Below are 18,511 nucleotides of genomic sequence, written 5' to 3' on the forward strand. Positions count from 1 at the left end.
TGGTCCAGACCTATTGACCCAGTGGTACAGACCTCTCTAGTCTCCCGACACTGCGGTGAGCGTGGCCCCACACGTGCTCGCAAGGCGGCGCAGGTCCTTTCCGTCTCACTCACGCCCGGACCGCGTCCGGGCGGACCCGGATCGAGGAGCCCCCCGTGAGATCTGCAACCGCACCATTCTTCCGGCGCCTGAAGCGCCTGAGACTTTTCCGGCGGCGTACAGCCGCTCCCGTGCTGGCACTCGGCCTCTCCTTCGGCCTGCTCGCCGGTGTCGGCCTTGCCGCCACCCCGGGCGAACGCACCGCAGACACCAAGGCGGCGGCCCTCGCGGCCGAGGCCACCGCCACCTACACCAAGGTGTCCGACTGGGGCACAGGCTTCGAGGGCAAGTGGACGGTGAAGAACACCGGCACCACGGCGCTCAACGGCTGGACGATCAACTGGACCTACCCGACCGGCACCAAGGTCACCTCGGCCTGGGACGCCGACGTCACCAACTCGGGCACCACTTGGACGGCCAAGGACAAGGGCTGGAACGCCAACCTCGCGCCCGGCGCCTCCGTCTCGTTCGGCTTCAACGGCAGCGGGAACGGCAACCCTGCGGAGTGCAAGCTCAACGGCGGCTCCTGTGACGGCGGCATACCGGGTGACAAGCCGCCCTCCGCGCCCGGCACCCCTACGGCGGGTGACATCACCGAGACCGGCGTCAAGCTGACCTGGACGGCGGCCACCGACGACAAGGGCGTCAAGAACTACGACGTCCTGCGCGACGGCAGCAAGATCGCCACCGTCACCGGTCTCACGTACAGCGACACGGGCCTCAAGGCAGGCACCGACTACGCGTACACCGTCCAGGCCCGCGACACGGCGGACCAGACGGGACCCGCGAGCGGCGTGCGCCAGGTCCGCACGACGGGTGGCGGCCCTGGGGAGCCAGGGGACAAGGTGAAGATGGGCTACTTCACCAACTGGGGCGTCTACCAGCGCAATTACCACGCCAAGAACCTGGTGACCTCCGGCACGGCCGAGAAGATCACCCACATCAACTACGCCTTCGGCAACGTCCAGAACGGCAAGTGCACCATCGGCGACTCGTTCGCCGACTACGAGAAGTCCTACACGGCCGACCAGTCGGTCGACGGCGTCGCCGACACCTGGGACCAGCCCCTGCGCGGCAACTTCAACCAGCTGCGCAAGCTCAAGGCCAAGTACCCGCACATCAAGATCCTCTACTCCTTCGGCGGCTGGACCTGGTCCGGCGGCTTCACGGAGGCCATGAAGAACCCGGCCGCCTTCGCCGACTCCTGCCACAAGCTGGTCGAGGACCCGCGCTGGGCAGACGTGTTCGACGGCATCGACCTCGACTGGGAGTACCCCAACGCCTGCGGTCTCACCTGTGACACCAGCGGACCCGCCGTCATGAAGGACATGATGCAGGCGTTCCGCACCCGCTTCGGCAACAACAACCTCGTCACAGCGGCCATCACGGCCGACGGCTCGGACGGCGGAAAGATCGACAAGGCGGATTACGCCGGCGCCGCCCAGTACGCCGACTGGTACAACGTGATGACCTACGACTTCTTCGGCGCCTGGGCCGCACAGGGCCCCACGGCCCCGCACTCCCCGCTCAACTCCTACAGCGGCATCCCACAACAGGGCTTCAACTCGGACGCGGCCATCCAGAAGCTCAAGGCCAAGGGTGTCGCTCCCAAGAAGCTGCTCCTCGGCATCGGCTTCTACGGCCGGGGCTGGACGGGCGTCACGCAGAAGGAACCCGGCGGAACGGCGACAGGACCCGCACCCGGCAAGTACGAACCGGGAATTGAGGACTACAAGGAACTCAAGAGCCGCTGTCCCTCCAACGGGACCGTCGCCGGCACCGCGTACGCGCACTGCGGCAACCAGTGGTGGAGCTACGACACCCCGGCCACCGTCGGCAGCAAGATGTCCTACGCCAAGAAGGAGGGCCTGGGAGGCAGCTTCGTCTGGGAGTTGAGCGGTGACACCGCCAACGGCGAGCTGATCACCGCACTCAGCAACGGGCTCAAGTAGCCGCCAACCAGCACAAACAGTCCCCCTGAAACATCCGGGGAGACGGGGCCGCCTCCCGTCTCCCCGGAGCCATGCGGACAATTGAGCCCGGCTCAGGAACCGCATCGGGGGAGGTCAGCCGTGTCCGGTGTGCTCACAGGCTTCGCGGTCATCGCCACCGTCATCGGCGTCGGCTACCTCATGGGCCGCTACGGACTGCTCGGCGAGAACGGGCGCGAGGTCCTCACCAAGCTCGCCTTCCACATCGCCAGCCCGGCGCTGCTGTTCGAGACCCTCGCAGGCACCGACCTGTCCCTTCTCGTCTCCGCTCCCCTGGTGATCACGGCGCTGTGCACCGTCGCCATGGCGGGCGTCTACACCCTCATCGGCGCCCTCCGCCGCTGGCCGGCTGGCGAGATCACCGTGGGAGCGCTGTGCGCCAGCTACGTGAACGCGGGCAACCTCGGCATCCCCGTCGCCGCCTACGTCCTCGGTGACGCCTCACTCGTCGCCCCGGTGCTGCTCTTCCAGCTGCTCCTGGTCACCCCGGTCGCGCTCACCGTGCTCGACATCACCACATCGGGCCCGGGCGACAGCGTGCTGCGCCGCGTCACGAGCCCGTTCCGCAACTCCATCGTGATCGGCTCGCTCGCGGGCGTGGTCGTCGCGGCGACGGGCAACCGGCTGCCGGAACCCGTCATGGAACCGTTCCACCTCATCGGCGCGATGTCCGTGCCCGCCGTACTGCTCGCCTTCGGCATATCCCTCCACGGCAGCGCACTGCCGGGACGGGGCTCCGAGCGTGTACCCGTACTGCTGTCGGTCGCCCTCAAGACCGTCGGCCAGCCGGCGACCGCCTGGCTCCTCGGCGCCACGGTGTTCGGCCTCGGCGGGCGCCAGCTCTTCACGGTCGTCGTCACCGCTGCGCTCCCCGCGGCCCAGAACCTCTTCACCTACGCCAGCCGCTACGGCGTCGGCGTCCGCGTGGCCCGTGAGTCCATCCTGCTCTCCACGATCCTCGCCATCCCGGCCCTGGTGGCGGTGGCCGCACTGCTGGGCTGAGGCCCAGGCGGGCAGGGGCTCAGGCCACGTTGACGCGCTGACCTGGCGGCGCCGCCTCCAGCCAGGCGAGGAAACCCGTCAAGGCGTCCTCGCTGAGCGCCAGTTCGATCCGCGTACGGTCGGGGCCCACGGCGCAGGCCAGCACCATCGCGTCGGACAGCAGGGCCTGCTCCTCCTCGCCGCGCGGCGAGCGGCGCTCCAGAACATCGATGGCCCCGCGCACCAGATGGTGGCGGGGCCTGGGGGCATAGGAGAAGACGCGGAACCATTCGATCCGGTCTCCGTTGTAACGGGCGATCCCGTAGGCCCACCCTTTACCCGTCGGCTCGGTGGCCTCCGCTTCGGAGACCTCCCACCGCAGATTGCAGTCGAACGTGCCACCGGACCGCTGGATGAGCCGACGGCGCACGCCGAAGGCGAAGAGTCCCGCCGCCACCAGCAGGACGACCGCGCCGCACAGCAGCAGAGCGAGGACCATCTTCACCGACCTCCTCGCTCTCTCACGGGCCCGTCAGCTCACGGGCCCTCAACCGCACCTGTATGCCTTCAGCCGCGGACGGCCCTGGAGAATTCCAGGACCACCCGCGGCTGAGTGTCGTCGCGACGCTCTCTGCGTCAGCGCACGGACGTCACCGCGCGCAGTCGGACGTCCGCACGGCGCTCGGCGTGCGCGTCGGCATCCGACTTCGCCCGCTCCAGCGCACGCTCGGCACGCTCGACATCGATCTCGTCGCTCAGCTCCGCGATCTCCGCGAGCAGCGAGAGCTTGTTGTCGGCGAACGAGATGAAACCGCCGTGCACGGCGGCGACCATGGTGCCGTCACCGCTCTCACCGGTCGTACGGATGGTCACAGGCCCGGACTCCAGCACACCGAGAAGCGGCTGGTGGCCGGGCATGACGCCGATATCACCCGACGAGGTACGCGCGACGACCAGGCTGGCCTCGCCCGACCAGACCTTACGGTCCGCGGCGACCAACTCGACGTGCAGCTCAGCCACTGTGGCTCCTCAGACTGGGATGGGGAAAGGATAAGGGGTGCGGCGCGGGAGCAGATACTCGCATCTGCTCCCGCAGCGGAGCATCTCCCGCGCACGGTCGCGCACGCGACCGCGCGCGGAAGCGCGCCGGAGCACGGCGTCAGGAGACGCCCAGCTCCTTCGCCTTGGCCTTGAGGTCGTCAAGGCCACCGCACATGAAGAACGCCTGCTCGGGGAAGTGGTCGTAGTCACCGTTGGCGATCGCGTTGAAGGCCGCGATCGACTCGTCCAGCGGCACGTCGGAGCCGTCGAGACCGGTGAACTGCTTCGCCGCGTGGGTGTTCTGCGACAGGAAGCGCTCGATGCGCCGGGCACGGGAAACCGTGAGCTTGTCCTCCTCGGACAGCTCGTCGATACCCAGGATCGAGATGATGTCCTGAAGGTCCTTGTACTTCTGGAGGATCCCCTTGACTCGCTCGGCGCAGTCGTAGTGGTCCTGCGAGATGAAGCGGGGGTCCAGAATCCGGGACGTCGAGTCCAGCGGGTCGACCGCCGGGTAGATGCCCTTCTCGGAGATCGGACGCGACAGCGTCGTGGTCGCGTCCAGGTGCGCGAACACGTTGGCCGGGGCCGGGTCGGTGAGGTCGTCGGCGGGCACGTAGATCGCCTGCATCGAGGTGATCGAGTTACCGCGGGTCGAGGTGATGCGCTCCTGGAGCACACCCATCTCGTCCGCCAGGTTCGGCTGGTAGCCCACGGCGGAGGGCATACGGCCGAGCAGGGTGGAGACCTCGGAACCTGCCTGGGTGAACCGGAAGATGTTGTCGATGAAGAACAGCACATCCTGGTTCTGCACATCGCGGAAGTACTCCGCCATGGTCAGACCGGCCAGCGCGACCCGGAGACGGGTGCCCGGGGGCTCGTCCATCTGCCCGAAGACCAGCGCGGTCTGCGGGAGAACGCCCGACTCGGCCATCTCGTCGATGAGGTCGTTGCCCTCACGCGTGCGCTCGCCGACACCGGCGAACACGGAAACGCCCTCGTGCAGCTTGGCCACACGCATGATCATTTCCTGGATGAGGACGGTCTTGCCGACGCCCGCACCACCGAACAGACCGATCTTGCCGCCCTTGACGTACGGGGTCAGCAGGTCGACGACCTTCAGGCCGGTCTCGAACATCTCGGTCTTGGACTCAAGCTGGTCGAAGGCCGGGGCCTTGCGGTGGATGGACCACCGCTCGGTGATCTCGGACTCCGCCTCGGGCTCGTTCAGGATCCTGCCGAGGGTGTTGAACACCCTGCCCTTGGTGACATCGCCGACGGGCACGGTGATGCCCTCGCCGGTGTCGGTCACCGGGGCCTGGCGGACCAGACCGTCGGTCGGCTCCATGGAGATGGCCCGTACGAGGCCCTCGCCGAGGTGCTGGGCGACCTCAAGGGTCAGGATCTTCCTCTTGCCGTTCTCCGCCGGGTCGGCGACCTCGACGTGGAGGGCGTTGTAGATCTCGGGCATGGTGTCGACGGGGAACTCCACGTCGACGACCGGGCCGATGACCCGCGCGACGCGGCCTGCGGCCACACCAGCGGCGGGTGCCGTCTCAACTGAGGTGGTCATGGTTAGCGGTCACTCCCCGCGTTAGCGTCAGCCAGCGCGCCGGCGCCACCGACGATCTCGCTGATTTCCTGGGTGATGTCGGCCTGGCGGGCCGCGTTGGCAAGCCGCGTCAGCGACTTGATGAGGTCTTCGGCGTTGTCGGTCGCCGACTTCATCGCCCGGCGCGTGGCGGCGTGCTTGGACGCTGCCGCCTGGAGCAGGGCGTTGTAGATACGAGACTCGACATACCGGGGCAGCAGGGCGTCAAGGACGTCCTCGGCCGACGGTTCGAAGTCGTACAGCGGCATGATCTCGGGACCGCCACGCTTGATGGCGCCCTCGATCACCTCCGCCGAGTCCTCCGCGCTCTTCTCGAAGGTGAGCGGCAGCATCCGGCGGTCCACCGGGGTCTGCGTCATCATCGAGAGGAACTCGGTGTAGACGATGTGCAGTTCGTCCACACCGCCCTTGGCACCGGTGTCCTCCTTGATCGCTTCGATCAGGGGACCGGCGACGGCCTTGGCGTCCGCGTACGTCGGGTTGTCCGTGAAGCCCGTCCACGACTGCTGGACCGGGCGCCCGCGGAAACCGTAGTAGGACACACCCTTGGAGCCGACGATGTAGCTGACGATCTCCTTGCCCTCACCGATGAGCCGGTTGTTGAGCTGCTCCGCCGCCTTGATGGCGTTGGAGTTGTAGCCCCCCGCCAGGCCGCGGTCGCTCGTGATGAGCAGGACAGCGGCCCGCGTCGGGCGCTCGACCTCGGTGGTCAGCCAGTGCTTCGTGTCGGAGCCCTGCGCGACGGCGGTGACCGCGCGGGTCAGCTCCGTCGCGTACGGCTCGGAGGCGGCCACCCTGCGCTGCGCCTTGACGATGCGCGAGGCGGCGATCATCTCCATTGCCCGAGTGATCTTCTTGGTCGCAGTGACGGATTTGATCCGCCGCTTGTAGACCCTCATCTGGGCGCCCATGGATCAGCCCTCGCCCAGGAGCTTGCCGTCCGCGGTCTCGAACTGGGTCTTGAACCTGTCGACCGCTTCGCCGAGCGTCTGAACGGTGTCGTCCGACATCTTCCCGCCCTCGCGGATGCTGGTCATCAGCCCCTGGTTCTCACGGTGCATGTAGTCCAGCAGCTCGCGCTCGAAGCGGCGGATGTCCTCGACCGGGACGTCGTCCATCTTGCCCTTGGTGCCCGACCAGACCGAGACGACCTGGTCCTCCGTGGAGAAGGGCGCGTACTGCCCCTGCTTCAGCAGCTCGGTCATCCGCTGACCGCGGCCGAGCGCCGCCTTGGAGGCGTCGTCCAGGTCGGAACCGAAGGCGGCGAACGCCTCCAGCTCGCGGAACTGGGCCAGGTCCACACGGAGCGAACCCGTGATCTGCCTGATGGCCTTGTGCTGGGCCGAACCACCCACACGGGAAACGGAGATACCGACGTTCAGCGCCGGGCGCTGGCCCGCGTTGAACAGGTCGGACTCCAGGAAGCACTGCCCGTCGGTGATGGAGATGACGTTGGTCGGAATGAACGCCGAGACGTCGTTCGCCTTCGTCTCGACGATCGGCAGACCCGTCATCGAGCCCTTGCCCTTGTCGTCGGAGAGCTTCGCGCAGCGCTCCAGCAGCCGGGAGTGCAGGTAGAAGACGTCGCCCGGGTAGGCCTCGCGGCCCGGCGGACGGCGCAGCAGCAGGGAAACGGCGCGGTAGGCGTCGGCCTGCTTGGTGAGGTCGTCGAAGACGATCAGCACATGCTGGCCCTGGTACATCCAGTGCTGGCCGATGGCAGAACCGGTGTAGGGGGCGATGTACTTGAAGCCGGCCGGGTCGGACGCCGGAGCGGCGACGATCGTCGTGTACTCCAGCGCGCCCGCCTCCTCCAGCGCGCCGCGAACGGACGCGATGGTGGAGCCCTTCTGGCCCACGGCGACGTAGATGCAGCGGACCTGCTTCTCCGGGTCGCCCGAGCGCCAGTTGTCGCGCTGGTTGATGATCGTGTCGACGCACAGAGCGGTCTTGCCGGTCTGGCGGTCGCCGATGACGAGCTGACGCTGGCCGCGGCCGATCGGCGTCATGGTGTCGACGGCCTTGTAGCCCGTCTCCATCGGCTCGTGCACGGACTTGCGGTCCATGACCGAGGGAGCCTGCAGCTCCAGGGCACGGCGGCCCTCCGACTCGATGTCGCCGAGGCCGTCGATCGGGGAACCCAGCGGGTCCACGACACGGCCGAGGTAGCCGTCGCCGACCGCGACCGACAGGACCTCACCGGTGCGGTGCACCGGCTGGCCCTCCTCGATGCCGCTGAACTCGCCGAGGACCACGGCACCGATCTCGCGCTCCTCAAGGTTGAGGGCGAGGCCGAGGGTGCCGTCCTCGAACTTCAGCAGCTCGTTCGCCATGGCCGAGGGCAGCCCCTCGACCTTCGCGATGCCGTCGCCGGCAACGCTGACCGTACCGACCTCTTCCCGCGAGGCCGCGTCCGGCGTGTACGACTGGACAAAGTTCTCCAGCGCATCCCGGATCTCATCCGGCCGGATCGTGAGCTCCGCCATCTGGGTTCCCTGCTCTCCTTGTTGGGCCCGTAAATCTTGTCGTACGGCCCAACTCGGGCCGCTGTCGTGCTTGTTGAGTTGGTGTGGCGCTGTGGCGCAAGCCGCGTGCCGTCAGCCGGCCATCCGCCGCTGCGCCTCGTCCAGGCGATCGGCGATGGAACCGTTGATGACCTCGTCACCGACACGCACCGTGATCCCGCCGAGGACCTCGGGGTCCACGTCGAGGTTCAGGTGCACCTGACGGCCGTACATCGTGGCGAGCGCGGCGCCGAGCCGCTGCCTCTGCCGGTCGCTGAGCGGCACGGCCGAGGTGACGACGGCCACCGAGCGGTTCCTGCGCTCGGCCGCCAGCCGGGACAGGGCATCGAGCCCTGCCTCAAGGCTACGTCCCCGTGACTGCGTCACAAGGCGCGTCACCAGCCGCTCGGTGGCGGGCCTGGCCCTGCCCCCCAGCAGCGTGTGCAGCAGCGCCGTCTTCGCCGAGGTCTGTGCCGTACGGCTGGTCAGCGCGGAGCGCAGCTCGGGCGAGGAGGACAGCGTCCGGGCGAACCGGAACAGCTCGTCCTCGACATCGTCCAGCGAGCCGTCCCGCTCGGCGGCGACGAGATCGGCGCAGTCCGCCAGGATCTCGACCGCGTCGACCAGGTCACGCGGGGAGGACCAGCGGGAGCGGACCATGCCGGAGACCAGGTCGACGGCCGCGCCACCGACCTGCCCGGCGAGCACGCTCCCGGCCAGCTCCGCCTTACGCCCCCCGTCCTGCGCCGGGTCGCTGAGGACCCGGCGCAGCGAGACCTCGCGATCGAGCAGCGTGGTCACGGCGGCGAGCTCGTCGGCGAGCGAGGCCGCGTCGACCGACGTGGAGTCGGTCAGCGCGGTCAGGCTGTCGCGTGCGGCGGCAAGCGCCTCACGACTCGCACCGTTCATCGGGCGGCTCCATTGGCCTCAGCCGCATTCGCGTCGGATTCCAGCTGGTCCAGGAACCGGTCGATCGTGCGGCTCTGCCGGGCGTGGTCCTCCAGGGACTCGCCGACGAGCTTGCCGGCCAGGTCGGTGGCGAGCTTGCCCACGTCCTGGCGCAGAGCCTGCGTGGCCTGCCTGCGGTCGGCCTCGATCTGGGTGTGACCGGCAGCGATGATCTCCTCACGCTGCCGCTGGCCCTCTGCCCGCATCTCGGCGATGAGCGCGGCGCCCTGCTCCTGAGCCTCGGCACGCAGTCGCGCGGCCTCGTGGCGGGCCTCAGCGAGCTGGTCCTTGTACTGCTGGAGGACGTCGGACGCTTCCTGCTGAGCCGCCTCTGCCTTCTCGATGCCGCCCTCAATGGCTTCACGACGCTCTTCCAGCACCTTGTTGATGCTCGGGAGGAGCTTCTTCCAGAGGAAGAAGAAGACGATGGCGAATGCGATCAGGCCGATGACGAGCTCAGGAATCGGCGGAATGAGCGGGTTCTGCGGAACCTCGGTCTCCGCCATGTGTACCAAGGCGATCACGTCAGTGCCTTCCGTGGGAAATGGGTCGGTTCGCTCGGGCGATCAGTTACGGAACACGAAGCCCATGACGATGCCGATGAGGGCCAGCGCCTCACAGAAGGCGAAACCGAGGATCTGGTTCTGACGAATCAGACCGGCGGCCTCGGGCTGACGGGCGAGCGCCTGCGTGCCGTTACCGAAGACGATGCCGACGCCGATGCCGGGGCCGATGGCGGCGAGACCGTAACCGACGGAGCCGAGGTTGCCGGTGACACCCTTGGTCTCAGCGGCGAGGTTGACCATTTCGAGAGCAGCGGACATGCCGTTACTTCCTTCTCTGTACGGACCGGCGGGGGTTGGCCACCGGACATATCGGGGGGTCGTGCGGGAGGGGCTTGCTCAGTGTTCCTCGGCGAGCGCGCCCTGGATGTAGGTGCAGGTCAGGAGGACGAAGACGTACGCCTGAATCACCTGGATGAACAGCTCGAAGGCGATCATCAGGATGGTCATCAGGAACGAGACCGCCGAGTAGGCGATACCGATGCCGTTCAGCAGGTACCAGCTCGCGATGGTGAACAGGACCACCAGCATGTGACCCGCGAACATGTTCGCGAAGAGCCGGACGGCGTGGGTGAAGGGCCGCACCAGGAGGTTGGAGAAGAACTCGATCACCATGACGAGCGGCAGGACGCCGCCGAGCGACTTGTCGTAGCCGGTGAAGTTCTTGAAGGCGCCGACGAATCCGTGGCGCTTAAAGGTGAGGCCGACCCAGATGACGTAGACGAGCAGCGCCAGGCCGAGCGGGATCGAGAAGATCGAGGTCACCGGGAACTGGGCGAGCGGGATGACCGACCAGAGGTTCATCACCCACACGAAGAAGAAGAGGGCCACCGCGAGGGGGACGTACTTCTCGCCTTCCTTCTTACCGAGGGTCTCGTAGACCACTCCGCGGCGGATGAAGTCGTAGCCGGCTTCACCCACCATCTGGAGCTTGCCCGGGACGAGCTTGGGCCTGTTGAAGGCCGCCCAGAAGAACCACACGATGACGAGCGTGCCGACCAGTGCGAGCAACATCGGCTTGTTGAAGCCGATGCCGCCGACGGTGAACATCGGCTCGAAGACGAACGAGTGGAGCCCTGGAGCCTCGAAGCCGCAGCCATCAAAGATGTGGCAGTCGGTCTTGAAGGCGAGCATCTGGTCAGCACTCACCGCGGGCTCCTTCTGCATGGCGCATGAAAACGGCTACCTCGTTGTGTCGGCGCGGCGAGCAGCCGCGGAACGGCACTGGTCTAGGTCTTACGAATCGGGGGCGGCGGCTGATCAGGGTGCGTGAGTGTCCGTTCCGTCCCGTGAATACCGGAACCGTTGGAAACTCTTCCGTCCCCGCCTGCTGCGCCGCAGTTGGAACCGGACGATAGCAGTTGCTCGAACGAGCGCTTATCCCGCCCCTACGAGTCCTCGTTCGTACCCACGTCACGAATTCGCCCCCGAGGCGGCGGCCTGCTGACCGCCCTCGGTCGCGTCCGCGGCCTTGTGGCCGCTGTCGGAGGTGGGTTCGACGTACATGATCTTGGCCTTCATGTGCGCCCTGCCCTGCGCTGCCACCCATACGACGGTGCCACCGAGGAGGGTGAAGGCAAAGGCCTGGGTGTCGAAAAGGGTCGTATCCCTGAAGACCACCAGAATCACGAAGAGAAGCAGGATCTGGGTCGTGTACAGCAGGAGACCCATCGCCTGAAAGAGGTGCGGAAAGGATTTGGCTGTCCGCTGGAGGACGTAAAGACCCAGGCCCATGAAGAGGATCACCACGAGCGCTCCGGACGCCGCGCCAATCGCTCCCTTACCGCCTGCGAACACGCCGCTGATCACTGCGGCCACGACACCGGCTACGGCGGTCGGGACGGCGCAATGCAGCAGCATGCGAGCGTCGTTCGACTGCATGTGGTGTGCTCCGGGGAAATCGGGGGTCGTCTGTCGTCGATGACGAGCGTAGTCCCGGCATTGAGGACGAAACCTCCCGCCGAAGAGGCCGCGAGAGTGCGGTACTTCGGTTGGGTCACCGGGTCTCGTGAACGGTATCACAAACTATTTGATGAGGTCTTTACCTACTTGGTGTGCCCGTCGTCACACGCGGGGGACGCGCGGGCGTGCCGGACCGAGGCCACGAAGTATGTCTGGTATTGGCGGATTGCCCCCGACTCCCGTGTCACCGGCGGCTGTTGATCCGCTTCTGGCGCGAGAAGCGCTGCCGGTCACCGATGGCCGTCGCTCCGTGCAGACCGGCCATCGCGGGCTCACGTTCGCCCTCCTCCGGCTCCCCGGCCCCTTCGGCCCCCGTGGCCCCGGAGGTCTCCTCAGAGGCCGTCACGGCTCCCGGCTCGGCCGACTCCCCGCCAGGACGCCGGTACCGGGGCGGCACCAGCTTCTGTGCCCAGCCGGGCACCCGCGGGGTGAAGCGCGGCAGCAGCAGGATCACCAGCCCGGCGGCGCAGAGCAGAACGATGGCCAGCACGATCGCCAGGCTGGACGAACGTACCGAGAAGGCCACGGCGCCGAAGGCGATCAGCGCGGCCCAGAAGTACATGATCAGGACGGCGCGGCTGTGGGAGTGCCCGATCTCCAGCAGCCTGTGGTGCAGATGCCCCCGGTCGGCCGCGAACGGGGAACGCCCGTTCCAGGTCCTGCGGACGATCGCGAGCACCAGGTCGGCGAAGGGCACGGCGATGATGCTCAGCGGCAGCAGCAGCGGCATGTACAGGGGAACCATCGCGTGCACGGCCGAGCGCTCGGAGCCGGCGTGCTGCACCAGCAGGTCGTAGTCCACCTGGCCCGTGATCGACACGGCGCCCGCGGCGAGTACGAGGCCGATCAGCATCGAGCCCGAGTCGCCCATGAAGATCCGCGCGGGGTGCATGTTGTGCGGCAGGAAGCCCAGGCAGGCGCCCATCAGCACGACGGCGAAGAGCGTGGCGGGGGCCGCGGCCTCGACGCCGTAGCCGTACCAGATCCGGTACGCGTACATGAAGAACGCCGCAGCCGCGATGCAGACCATCCCGCCCGCGAGACCGTCGAGCCCGTCGACGAAGTTCACCGCGTTGATGGTGACCACCACCAGCGCGACCGTCAGCAGCGTGCCCTGGAGCGGCGTGAGGAAGACATTGCCGATGCCCGGCACCGGCAGCCACAGGATCGTCAGCCCCTGGAGCACCATCACGCCCGCGGCGATCATCTGCCCGCCGAGCTTGACCAGCGCGTCGACGCCCCACTTGTCGTCCAGCACACCGATCAGCCAGATCAGCGCAGCGCCCGAGAGCAGCGCCCTGGGTTCGTCGGAAAGGGTGAACAGCTCACCGATGTTGGTCAGTTGGGAGGCCACGAGCAGGCCGGCGCACAGGCCGCCGAACATCGCGATGCCGCCCAGCCGGGGCGTCGGCTCCCGGTGCACGTCACGAGCGCGTACCGGTGGCATGGCCCCGGCCGCGATGGCGAACTTCCGCACGGGTCCGGTCAGCAGATAGGTGACCGCTGCCGTCACGCAGAGCGTCAGCAGATATTCACGCACGGGCTCCCCAGGGGTCTCGCTGGCATCGGATGTACCGGGCACATTCCCGGCACCCCGCGAACGGCACACGCATCAGCACGCGTCAGCGTGCATCGATACACATCGGTACACGTCGACAAGCAGGGCCACAGCCTAAGACACGTGCTCCTGCCTGCTGGTTCTACGTGTGTGCGGGAACACCCGTCAAGGCGGTGACCACCGGGTCGAGCGCCCGGGAGATCTCGTCGCCGACGGAACGGAAGTACGGGATCGGCGCTCCGTAGGGGTCGTAGATCTCGTCCGCCTCCGGGCTGGGTGCCAGGAGCCAGCCGCGCAGCGCGGCGGCGGCCTGCACCAGCGCACGCGCGCGGTCGACCACGCCCTCCGCCGTACGCGGAGCCGGCAGCGTCGCCGGGTCTATCGCGCGCACGAGGCGCGTGAACTCTTTGAGCGTGAAGGTGCGCAACCCCGCCGAGTGCCCCATGGAGATGACCTGCGCGCGGTGGTCGCGCGTCGCGGTCAGTACGAGGTCGGCCCTGATGACGTGCTCGTCCAGCAGCTCACGCCCGGTGAACCCGTCGGCGTCCGCTCCGTGTTCGAGCAGTACGGCCAGCGCGTTCTCCTCCATGGGCGCACCCTCGTGTCCCCACGTGCCGGCGCTCTCCACGAGGAGTCCCCCGGTACGGCGGTCGCCGAGCCGGGCCGCGAGAGCGTGCCGGGTCAGCCGCTCGGTGATGGGCGAGCGGCACACGTTGCCTGTAGAGACGTGGAGGATACGGAACGCGCCATCGGCGCTGCTTATGCCGCCGGACTCCGCCGGGCCACGCCCTTCGGGGGCGGTCACTACGGGGCCACCTCCAGGCCCGGTACGACCTTGCGGAGTTCCTCGGCGCTGATGGCGCCGGCACGCAGCAGCGTCGGCGCCGAGCCGGTGACGTCGACGATGGAGGACGGCACGGAGTCGGGCGTTGGCCCGCCGTCGAGGTAGACGGCGACGGACTCGCCCAGCATCTCCTGCGCCGCGTCGCAGTCCTGCGGCGCGGGGTGCCCGCTCAGGTTCGCCGAGGAGACGGCCATCGGACCGAAGTCGGTGAGCAGCTCGATCGCCACGGGGTGCAGCGGCATCCGTACGGCGACCGTGCCGTGCGTCTCGCCGAGATCCCAGGTGAGCGAGGGCTGGTGGCGCGCGACAAGGGTGAGCGCACCCGGCCAGAACGCGTCGACCAGCTCCCAGGCCGCCTCGGAGAAGTCGGTGACGAGCCCGTGCAGGGTGTTGGGAGAGCCGACGAGTACGGGTGAGGGCATGCCACGGCCGCGGCCTTTGGCCTCCAGCAGGTCACCGACGGCGTCCGCGCTGAACGCGTCGGCCCCGATGCCGTAGACCGTGTCCGTCGGCAGCACGACCAGCTCGCCCCGGCGGACGGCCGAAGCGGCCTCGCGCAGTCCGGTCTTGCGATCGGTCGCGTCAGTGCAGTCGTAACGCCGTGCCACCGGATTCCTCCTTTAACTGCCTGCGGGTGCCCCGCGGTTCCTCATACGATGGCGATCTGTCTTCGGGCAGCGGTCAGGGCTTGACCGCGTCCCGGCCCACGGGGCCGGGAGGGAAACCGCCCCGTGCCATGGCACGGACCGGCGGAGTCACTTACGGCACCTCTCTGCGTGCTGTGGTGAAGCGGGGTCGGTTGTTCAGGTCGGGGTGATCCGCGGCATCGGCCCAGCCCCGGTCCTCCGCGAAGACCCACGGCACCTGGCCGCCCTGGGTGTCGGCGTGCTCGATGACCACCACCCCGCCGGGACGCAGCAGCCGGTGTGCGGCGCGCTCCAGACCGCGGATGGTGTCGAGACCGTCCTCACCCGAGAACAGCGCGATACCGGGATCGTGGTCACGGGCCTCGGGAGCCACATACTCCCACTCGGTGAGCGGGATGTAGGGCGGATTCGAGATCACGAGGTCGACCTGTCCGTCCAGCTCCGAGAGCGCCGTGAGCGCGTCGCCGTGGTGCAGCGTGACGCGGGACCCCTCGACGTTCTTACGGGCCCAGCCGTGCGCGCCGTCGTCCAGCTCGACGGCGTGCACACGGGAGCGCGGCACCTCCTGTGCGAGCGCGAGCGCGATGGCGCCCGAACCCGTGCACAGGTCGACGATGAGCGGTTCGGCGACATCCATCGCGCGTACCGCGTCTATCGCCCAGCCGACCACGGACTCCGTCTCGGGCCGCGGTGTGAAGACACCGGGGCCCACCTGGAGTTCGAGGTAACGGAAGAAGGCACGTCCGGTGATGTGCTGGAGTGGCTCGCGGGCCTCGCGACGCGCCACGACCTCCCAGTAGCGCGCGTCGAACTCGGCGTCGGCCACGCGGTGCAGTTCACCCCGCTTGACGCCGTGCACGAAGGAGGCCAGCTCCTCCGCGTCGAAACGCGGCGAGGCCACGCCCGCGTCCGCAAGCCGCTGGGTGGCCTGCGCCACCTCGGTGAGCAGCACGTTCACTCTGACCCCATCCGTCTCACTGTGCGGCGGCCAGCTTGGCGGCGGAGTCCGCGTCCACGCATGCCTGGATGACCGGATCGAGCTCACCGTCGAGGACCTGGTCGAGGTTGTACGCCTTGAAGCCGACCCGGTGATCGGAGATCCGGTTCTCCGGGAAGTTGTACGTGCGCACCCGCTCGGACCTGTCGACCGTACGGACCTGACTGCGGCGCGCGTCGGAAGCCTCGCGCTCGGCCTCCTCCTGTGCGGCGGCCAGCAGCCGTGCCCGCAGGATGCGCAGGGCCTGTTCCTTGTTCTGGAGCTGGCTCTTCTCGTTCTGGCAGGAGACGACGATGCCGGTCGGCTCGTGGGTGATGCGGACGGCGGAGTCGGTGGTGTTGACCGACTGGCCACCGGGTCCCGAGGAGCGGTAGACGTCGATCCGCAGATCGTTGGGGCTGATCTCGACATCGACGTCCTCGGCCTCGGGGAGCACGAGCACCCCGGCAGCCGAGGTGTGGATGCGGCCCTGCGACTCGGTCGCGGGCACCCGCTGCACGCGGTGCACCCCACCCTCGTACTTCAGCCGCGCCCAGATCCCCTGGCCCGGCTCGGCCGAGCCCTTCATCTTCACGGCGACCTGGACGTCCTTGTAGCCGCCGAGGTCGGACTCGTTGGACTCGATCAGCTCGGTCTTCCAGCCGTGGCGCTCGGCGTAGCGCAGATACATCCGCAGCAGATCACCGGCGAAGAGCGCGGACTCGTCACCGCCCTCACCCGCCTTGATCTCCAGGATGACGTCCTTGTCGTCGCTGGGGTCGCGCGGAACCAGCAGCAGCCGCAGCCGCTCCGTCAGCTCCTCGCGATGCCGCTCCAGCTCCTTGACCTCGTCGGCGAACTCCGGGTCCTCGGAGGCCAGTTCACGCGCCGTGCCGATGTCGTCCCCTGTCCGCTTCCATTCACGGTAGGCGGCGACGATGGGGGTCAGCTCGGCGTACCGCTTGTTCAGCTTGCGCGCACCCGCCTGGTCCGCGTGGATCGCGGGGTCGGCGAGCCGTTTTTCGAGGTCGGCGTGCTCGCCGATGAGATCCTCGACCGCCTCGAACATCGTGGCCATCCTTACTGAAGAAGTGTGGCGCCTCTCCCCTTCACCGGGGAGGTGGGACGCCGGAGCGCGGAACACCAAAAGAGCGCCGGGCCGGGCTGCCCGGAGGGGGCAGCCGCGGACCGGCGCTGCGGTGTCGCTACTTCTTGGCCGTGCCGGCGTCCTTGCCGAAGCGCGCCTCGAAGCGGGCCACGCGGCCACCGGTGTCGAGGATCTTCTGCTTGCCGGTGTAGAAGGGGTGGCACGCAGAGCAGATGTCGGCGCGGATCTGGCCTTCCGACATCGTGCTGCGCGTGGTGAACGAGTTGCCACAGGTGCAGCTCACCTGAGTCTCGTAGTACTCCGGGTGGATCTCGCGCTTCAAGGTCACTCCTAGGTTCGGGAGAGCACCGGGTCGGGGGACGGGTTGTCCACCGTGAACCGGGGCCGACGGTCCAGTTTGCCACTGGTGACCGCACCCCCCAAAACCGGGGGGACGAGCCGGTTATTCCGGACGGTCCCCGCCCTTCGCCTCTTCCCGTGTTCCCCGCTCCTCAGCGAGCCTGTCACCCTTGCCACCCTTGCCCGGCTTGTCGCCCTTGTCCTGGACAACGCCTTCTATATCGGTCTGATCGCCGGCCGAGCCCTTGGTGGCCGATTTCGGAACCGGCTTGTCGTGCCTGATCGCGGACCAGACCTGCTTGGTCTTGGACTCCAGCGGTATGACGCGGTTGGGATCGGCGGGGTCGTACCGCACCGGCAGCGTCGTCATCTCGATGTCGTCCGACTTGATGCCCTTGAGCATCTTGGCCATGCCGGTCAGCTCGCCGACCGAGTCCAGCTCGGAGTCGGTGGTGACCGCCGAGGTCGCGGTGTCGGCGAGGTCGTAGAGCCGCTTGGGGTTGCCGAACAGGCCGACGCTGTTGACCTGGTCGATCAGGGCCTTCACGAACGACTGCTGCAGCTGGATGCGGCCCAGGTCGCTGCCGTCCCCGACGCCGTGCCTGGTACGTACGAGCCCGAGGGACTGCTCGCCGTCGAGGGTGTGGGTGCCGGCCTGGAGATCGAGGTGGCTGTCCTTGTCCTTGATCGCCTTGGTGGTGGTCATCTCCACACCGCCGAGGGTGTTGATGAGCTTCTTGAAGCCCGAGAAGTCGACCTCCAGGTAGTGGTCCATACGGACCCCCGAGAGGGACTCCACCGTCTTCACCGCGCAGGCGGGGCCGCCCACCTCGTAGGCGCTGTTGAACATCGCGCGCTGCGCAGGAACCTTTCTGTTGCCCACGCTCTCGTCGCCCTGGCAGCTCGGACGCTGCACGAGCGTGTCCCGCGGTATCGAGACGACGCTCGCCTTGTCGTGCGTCTCATTGATGTGCACGATCATCGCCGTGTCCGAGCGGGCCCCGCCCTGGTCCTCGCCGTACTTCGCGTTGTCGCCCTCGCGGGTGTCGGAGCCGAGGACGAGGAGGTCCATCGACCCGTTGGGTACGTCCTGGGGGCGGTCCGTGCCGAGCGCCGCGTTGATGTCGACGCCGGAGATGTTGCCGTCCAGCTTGAAGTAGACGAAGCCCAGGCCGGTCCCGCCGAGTACGACGGCGCCCGCGACGCTCCACACAGCCACGCGCACCGCGCGCTGACGCCCCGTGCGTGGCCTGCGACGGCGGCCGGTGGCACGTATGCCCCGGGCGCGGCGCTCGGCCGCGGTATCGCCCTCGTTGCTGTCGCCCGCCATCTTCACTT

Annotated in this window: 19 protein-coding genes; 2 read left to right on the forward strand and 17 right to left on the reverse strand. The window is 68.1% G+C overall.

Annotated elements, in window-relative coordinates; translation table 11 throughout:
• Window positions 1–230: 230 nt before the first annotated feature.
• Both NMN56_RS25185 and NMN56_RS25190 read left to right on the forward strand, forming a co-directional pair.
• Window positions 231–2,051 (forward strand): glycosyl hydrolase family 18 protein, encoded by a 1,821-nt coding sequence (locus NMN56_RS25185; RefSeq protein ID WP_430542697.1) that lies wholly within the window; start codon window positions 231–233, stop codon window positions 2,049–2,051.
• 120 nt (window positions 2,052–2,171) lie between these two features.
• On the forward strand, window positions 2,172–3,092 hold the full coding sequence (locus tag NMN56_RS25190) for an AEC family transporter (protein ID WP_274040596.1): 921 nt from the start codon (window positions 2,172–2,174) through the stop codon (window positions 3,090–3,092).
• Window positions 3,093–3,111: 19 nt separating this feature from the next.
• On the opposite strand, the gene NMN56_RS25195 is transcribed toward NMN56_RS25190, so the two are convergent.
• The 17 genes from NMN56_RS25195 to NMN56_RS25275 all read right to left on the reverse strand — a co-directional run bounded on the left by NMN56_RS25195 (window position 3,112) and on the right by NMN56_RS25275 (window position 18,503).
• On the reverse strand, window positions 3,112–3,570 hold the full coding sequence (locus tag NMN56_RS25195) for a DUF2550 domain-containing protein (RefSeq protein ID WP_274041057.1): 459 nt from the start codon (window positions 3,568–3,570) through the stop codon (window positions 3,112–3,114).
• Between the two features lie 137 nt (window positions 3,571–3,707).
• Window positions 3,708–4,091: a F0F1 ATP synthase subunit epsilon gene (locus tag NMN56_RS25200; protein WP_274040597.1), complete on the reverse strand. Its 384-nt coding sequence runs from the start codon at window positions 4,089–4,091 to the stop codon at window positions 3,708–3,710.
• A 139-nt stretch (window positions 4,092–4,230) separates the two neighbouring features.
• A complete protein-coding gene (atpD, locus tag NMN56_RS25205; protein WP_274040598.1) occupies window positions 4,231–5,685 on the reverse strand; it encodes a F0F1 ATP synthase subunit beta in 1,455 nt (484 codons plus the stop codon).
• 2 nt (window positions 5,686–5,687) lie between these two features.
• The gene (locus NMN56_RS25210; RefSeq protein ID WP_274040599.1) at window positions 5,688–6,635 is read right to left on the reverse strand and encodes a F0F1 ATP synthase subunit gamma; all 948 of its coding nucleotides are present in this window, start codon (window positions 6,633–6,635) and stop codon (window positions 5,688–5,690) included.
• A gap of 3 nt (window positions 6,636–6,638) precedes the next feature.
• Complete coding sequence (gene atpA, locus NMN56_RS25215) at window positions 6,639–8,210, reverse strand: F0F1 ATP synthase subunit alpha (RefSeq protein WP_274040600.1); 1,572 nt, start codon at window positions 8,208–8,210, stop codon at window positions 6,639–6,641.
• A gap of 111 nt (window positions 8,211–8,321) precedes the next feature.
• Window positions 8,322–9,137 (reverse strand): F0F1 ATP synthase subunit delta, encoded by an 816-nt coding sequence (locus NMN56_RS25220; RefSeq protein WP_274040601.1) that lies wholly within the window; start codon window positions 9,135–9,137, stop codon window positions 8,322–8,324.
• Complete coding sequence (locus tag NMN56_RS25225) at window positions 9,134–9,682, reverse strand: F0F1 ATP synthase subunit B (protein WP_274040602.1); 549 nt, start codon at window positions 9,680–9,682, stop codon at window positions 9,134–9,136. Before NMN56_RS25225 ends, NMN56_RS25220 begins: the two co-directional genes overlap by 4 nt.
• Before the next feature lie 60 nt (window positions 9,683–9,742).
• Window positions 9,743–10,000 carry an ATP synthase F0 subunit C gene (gene atpE / locus NMN56_RS25230; protein WP_274040603.1) on the reverse strand — a complete coding sequence of 86 codons (258 nt, stop codon included), beginning with the start codon at window positions 9,998–10,000 and terminating at the stop codon, window positions 9,743–9,745.
• A gap of 78 nt (window positions 10,001–10,078) precedes the next feature.
• Window positions 10,079–10,906: a F0F1 ATP synthase subunit A gene (gene atpB / locus NMN56_RS25235; RefSeq protein ID WP_274040604.1), complete on the reverse strand. Its 828-nt coding sequence runs from the start codon at window positions 10,904–10,906 to the stop codon at window positions 10,079–10,081.
• Window positions 10,907–11,152: 246 nt separating this feature from the next.
• Window positions 11,153–11,620, reverse strand: coding sequence for a Cg1360 family ATP-synthase-associated protein (locus NMN56_RS25240; RefSeq protein WP_274040605.1), 468 nt, complete (start codon window positions 11,618–11,620; stop codon window positions 11,153–11,155).
• A 265-nt stretch (window positions 11,621–11,885) separates the two neighbouring features.
• Window positions 11,886–13,241, reverse strand: coding sequence for an MraY family glycosyltransferase (locus NMN56_RS25245; RefSeq protein WP_274041058.1), 1,356 nt, complete (start codon window positions 13,239–13,241; stop codon window positions 11,886–11,888).
• Window positions 13,242–13,401: 160 nt separating this feature from the next.
• Complete coding sequence (locus tag NMN56_RS25250) at window positions 13,402–14,064, reverse strand: arsenate reductase/protein-tyrosine-phosphatase family protein (RefSeq protein ID WP_430542698.1); 663 nt, start codon at window positions 14,062–14,064, stop codon at window positions 13,402–13,404.
• A complete protein-coding gene (locus NMN56_RS25255) occupies window positions 14,064–14,711 on the reverse strand; it encodes an L-threonylcarbamoyladenylate synthase (protein ID WP_274040606.1) in 648 nt (215 codons plus the stop codon). Before NMN56_RS25255 ends, NMN56_RS25250 begins: the two co-directional genes overlap by 1 nt.
• A gap of 151 nt (window positions 14,712–14,862) precedes the next feature.
• On the reverse strand, window positions 14,863–15,708 hold the full coding sequence (prmC, locus tag NMN56_RS25260) for a peptide chain release factor N(5)-glutamine methyltransferase (RefSeq protein ID WP_274040607.1): 846 nt from the start codon (window positions 15,706–15,708) through the stop codon (window positions 14,863–14,865).
• 16 nt (window positions 15,709–15,724) lie between these two features.
• The gene (prfA, locus tag NMN56_RS25265; protein ID WP_274041060.1) at window positions 15,725–16,795 is read right to left on the reverse strand and encodes a peptide chain release factor 1; all 1,071 of its coding nucleotides are present in this window, start codon (window positions 16,793–16,795) and stop codon (window positions 15,725–15,727) included.
• Between the two features lie 136 nt (window positions 16,796–16,931).
• Entirely contained in the window at window positions 16,932–17,156 is a 225-nt protein-coding gene (gene rpmE, locus NMN56_RS25270) for a 50S ribosomal protein L31 (protein ID WP_274040608.1), read from the reverse strand.
• Between the two features lie 120 nt (window positions 17,157–17,276).
• Window positions 17,277–18,503: an LCP family protein gene (locus NMN56_RS25275; RefSeq protein ID WP_274040609.1), complete on the reverse strand. Its 1,227-nt coding sequence runs from the start codon at window positions 18,501–18,503 to the stop codon at window positions 17,277–17,279.
• Window positions 18,504–18,511: the final 8 nt, after the last annotated feature.

This window comes from Streptomyces iconiensis, from assembly GCF_028657195.3.
GTDB lineage: Bacteria > Actinomycetota > Actinomycetes > Streptomycetales > Streptomycetaceae > Streptomyces > Streptomyces iconiensis.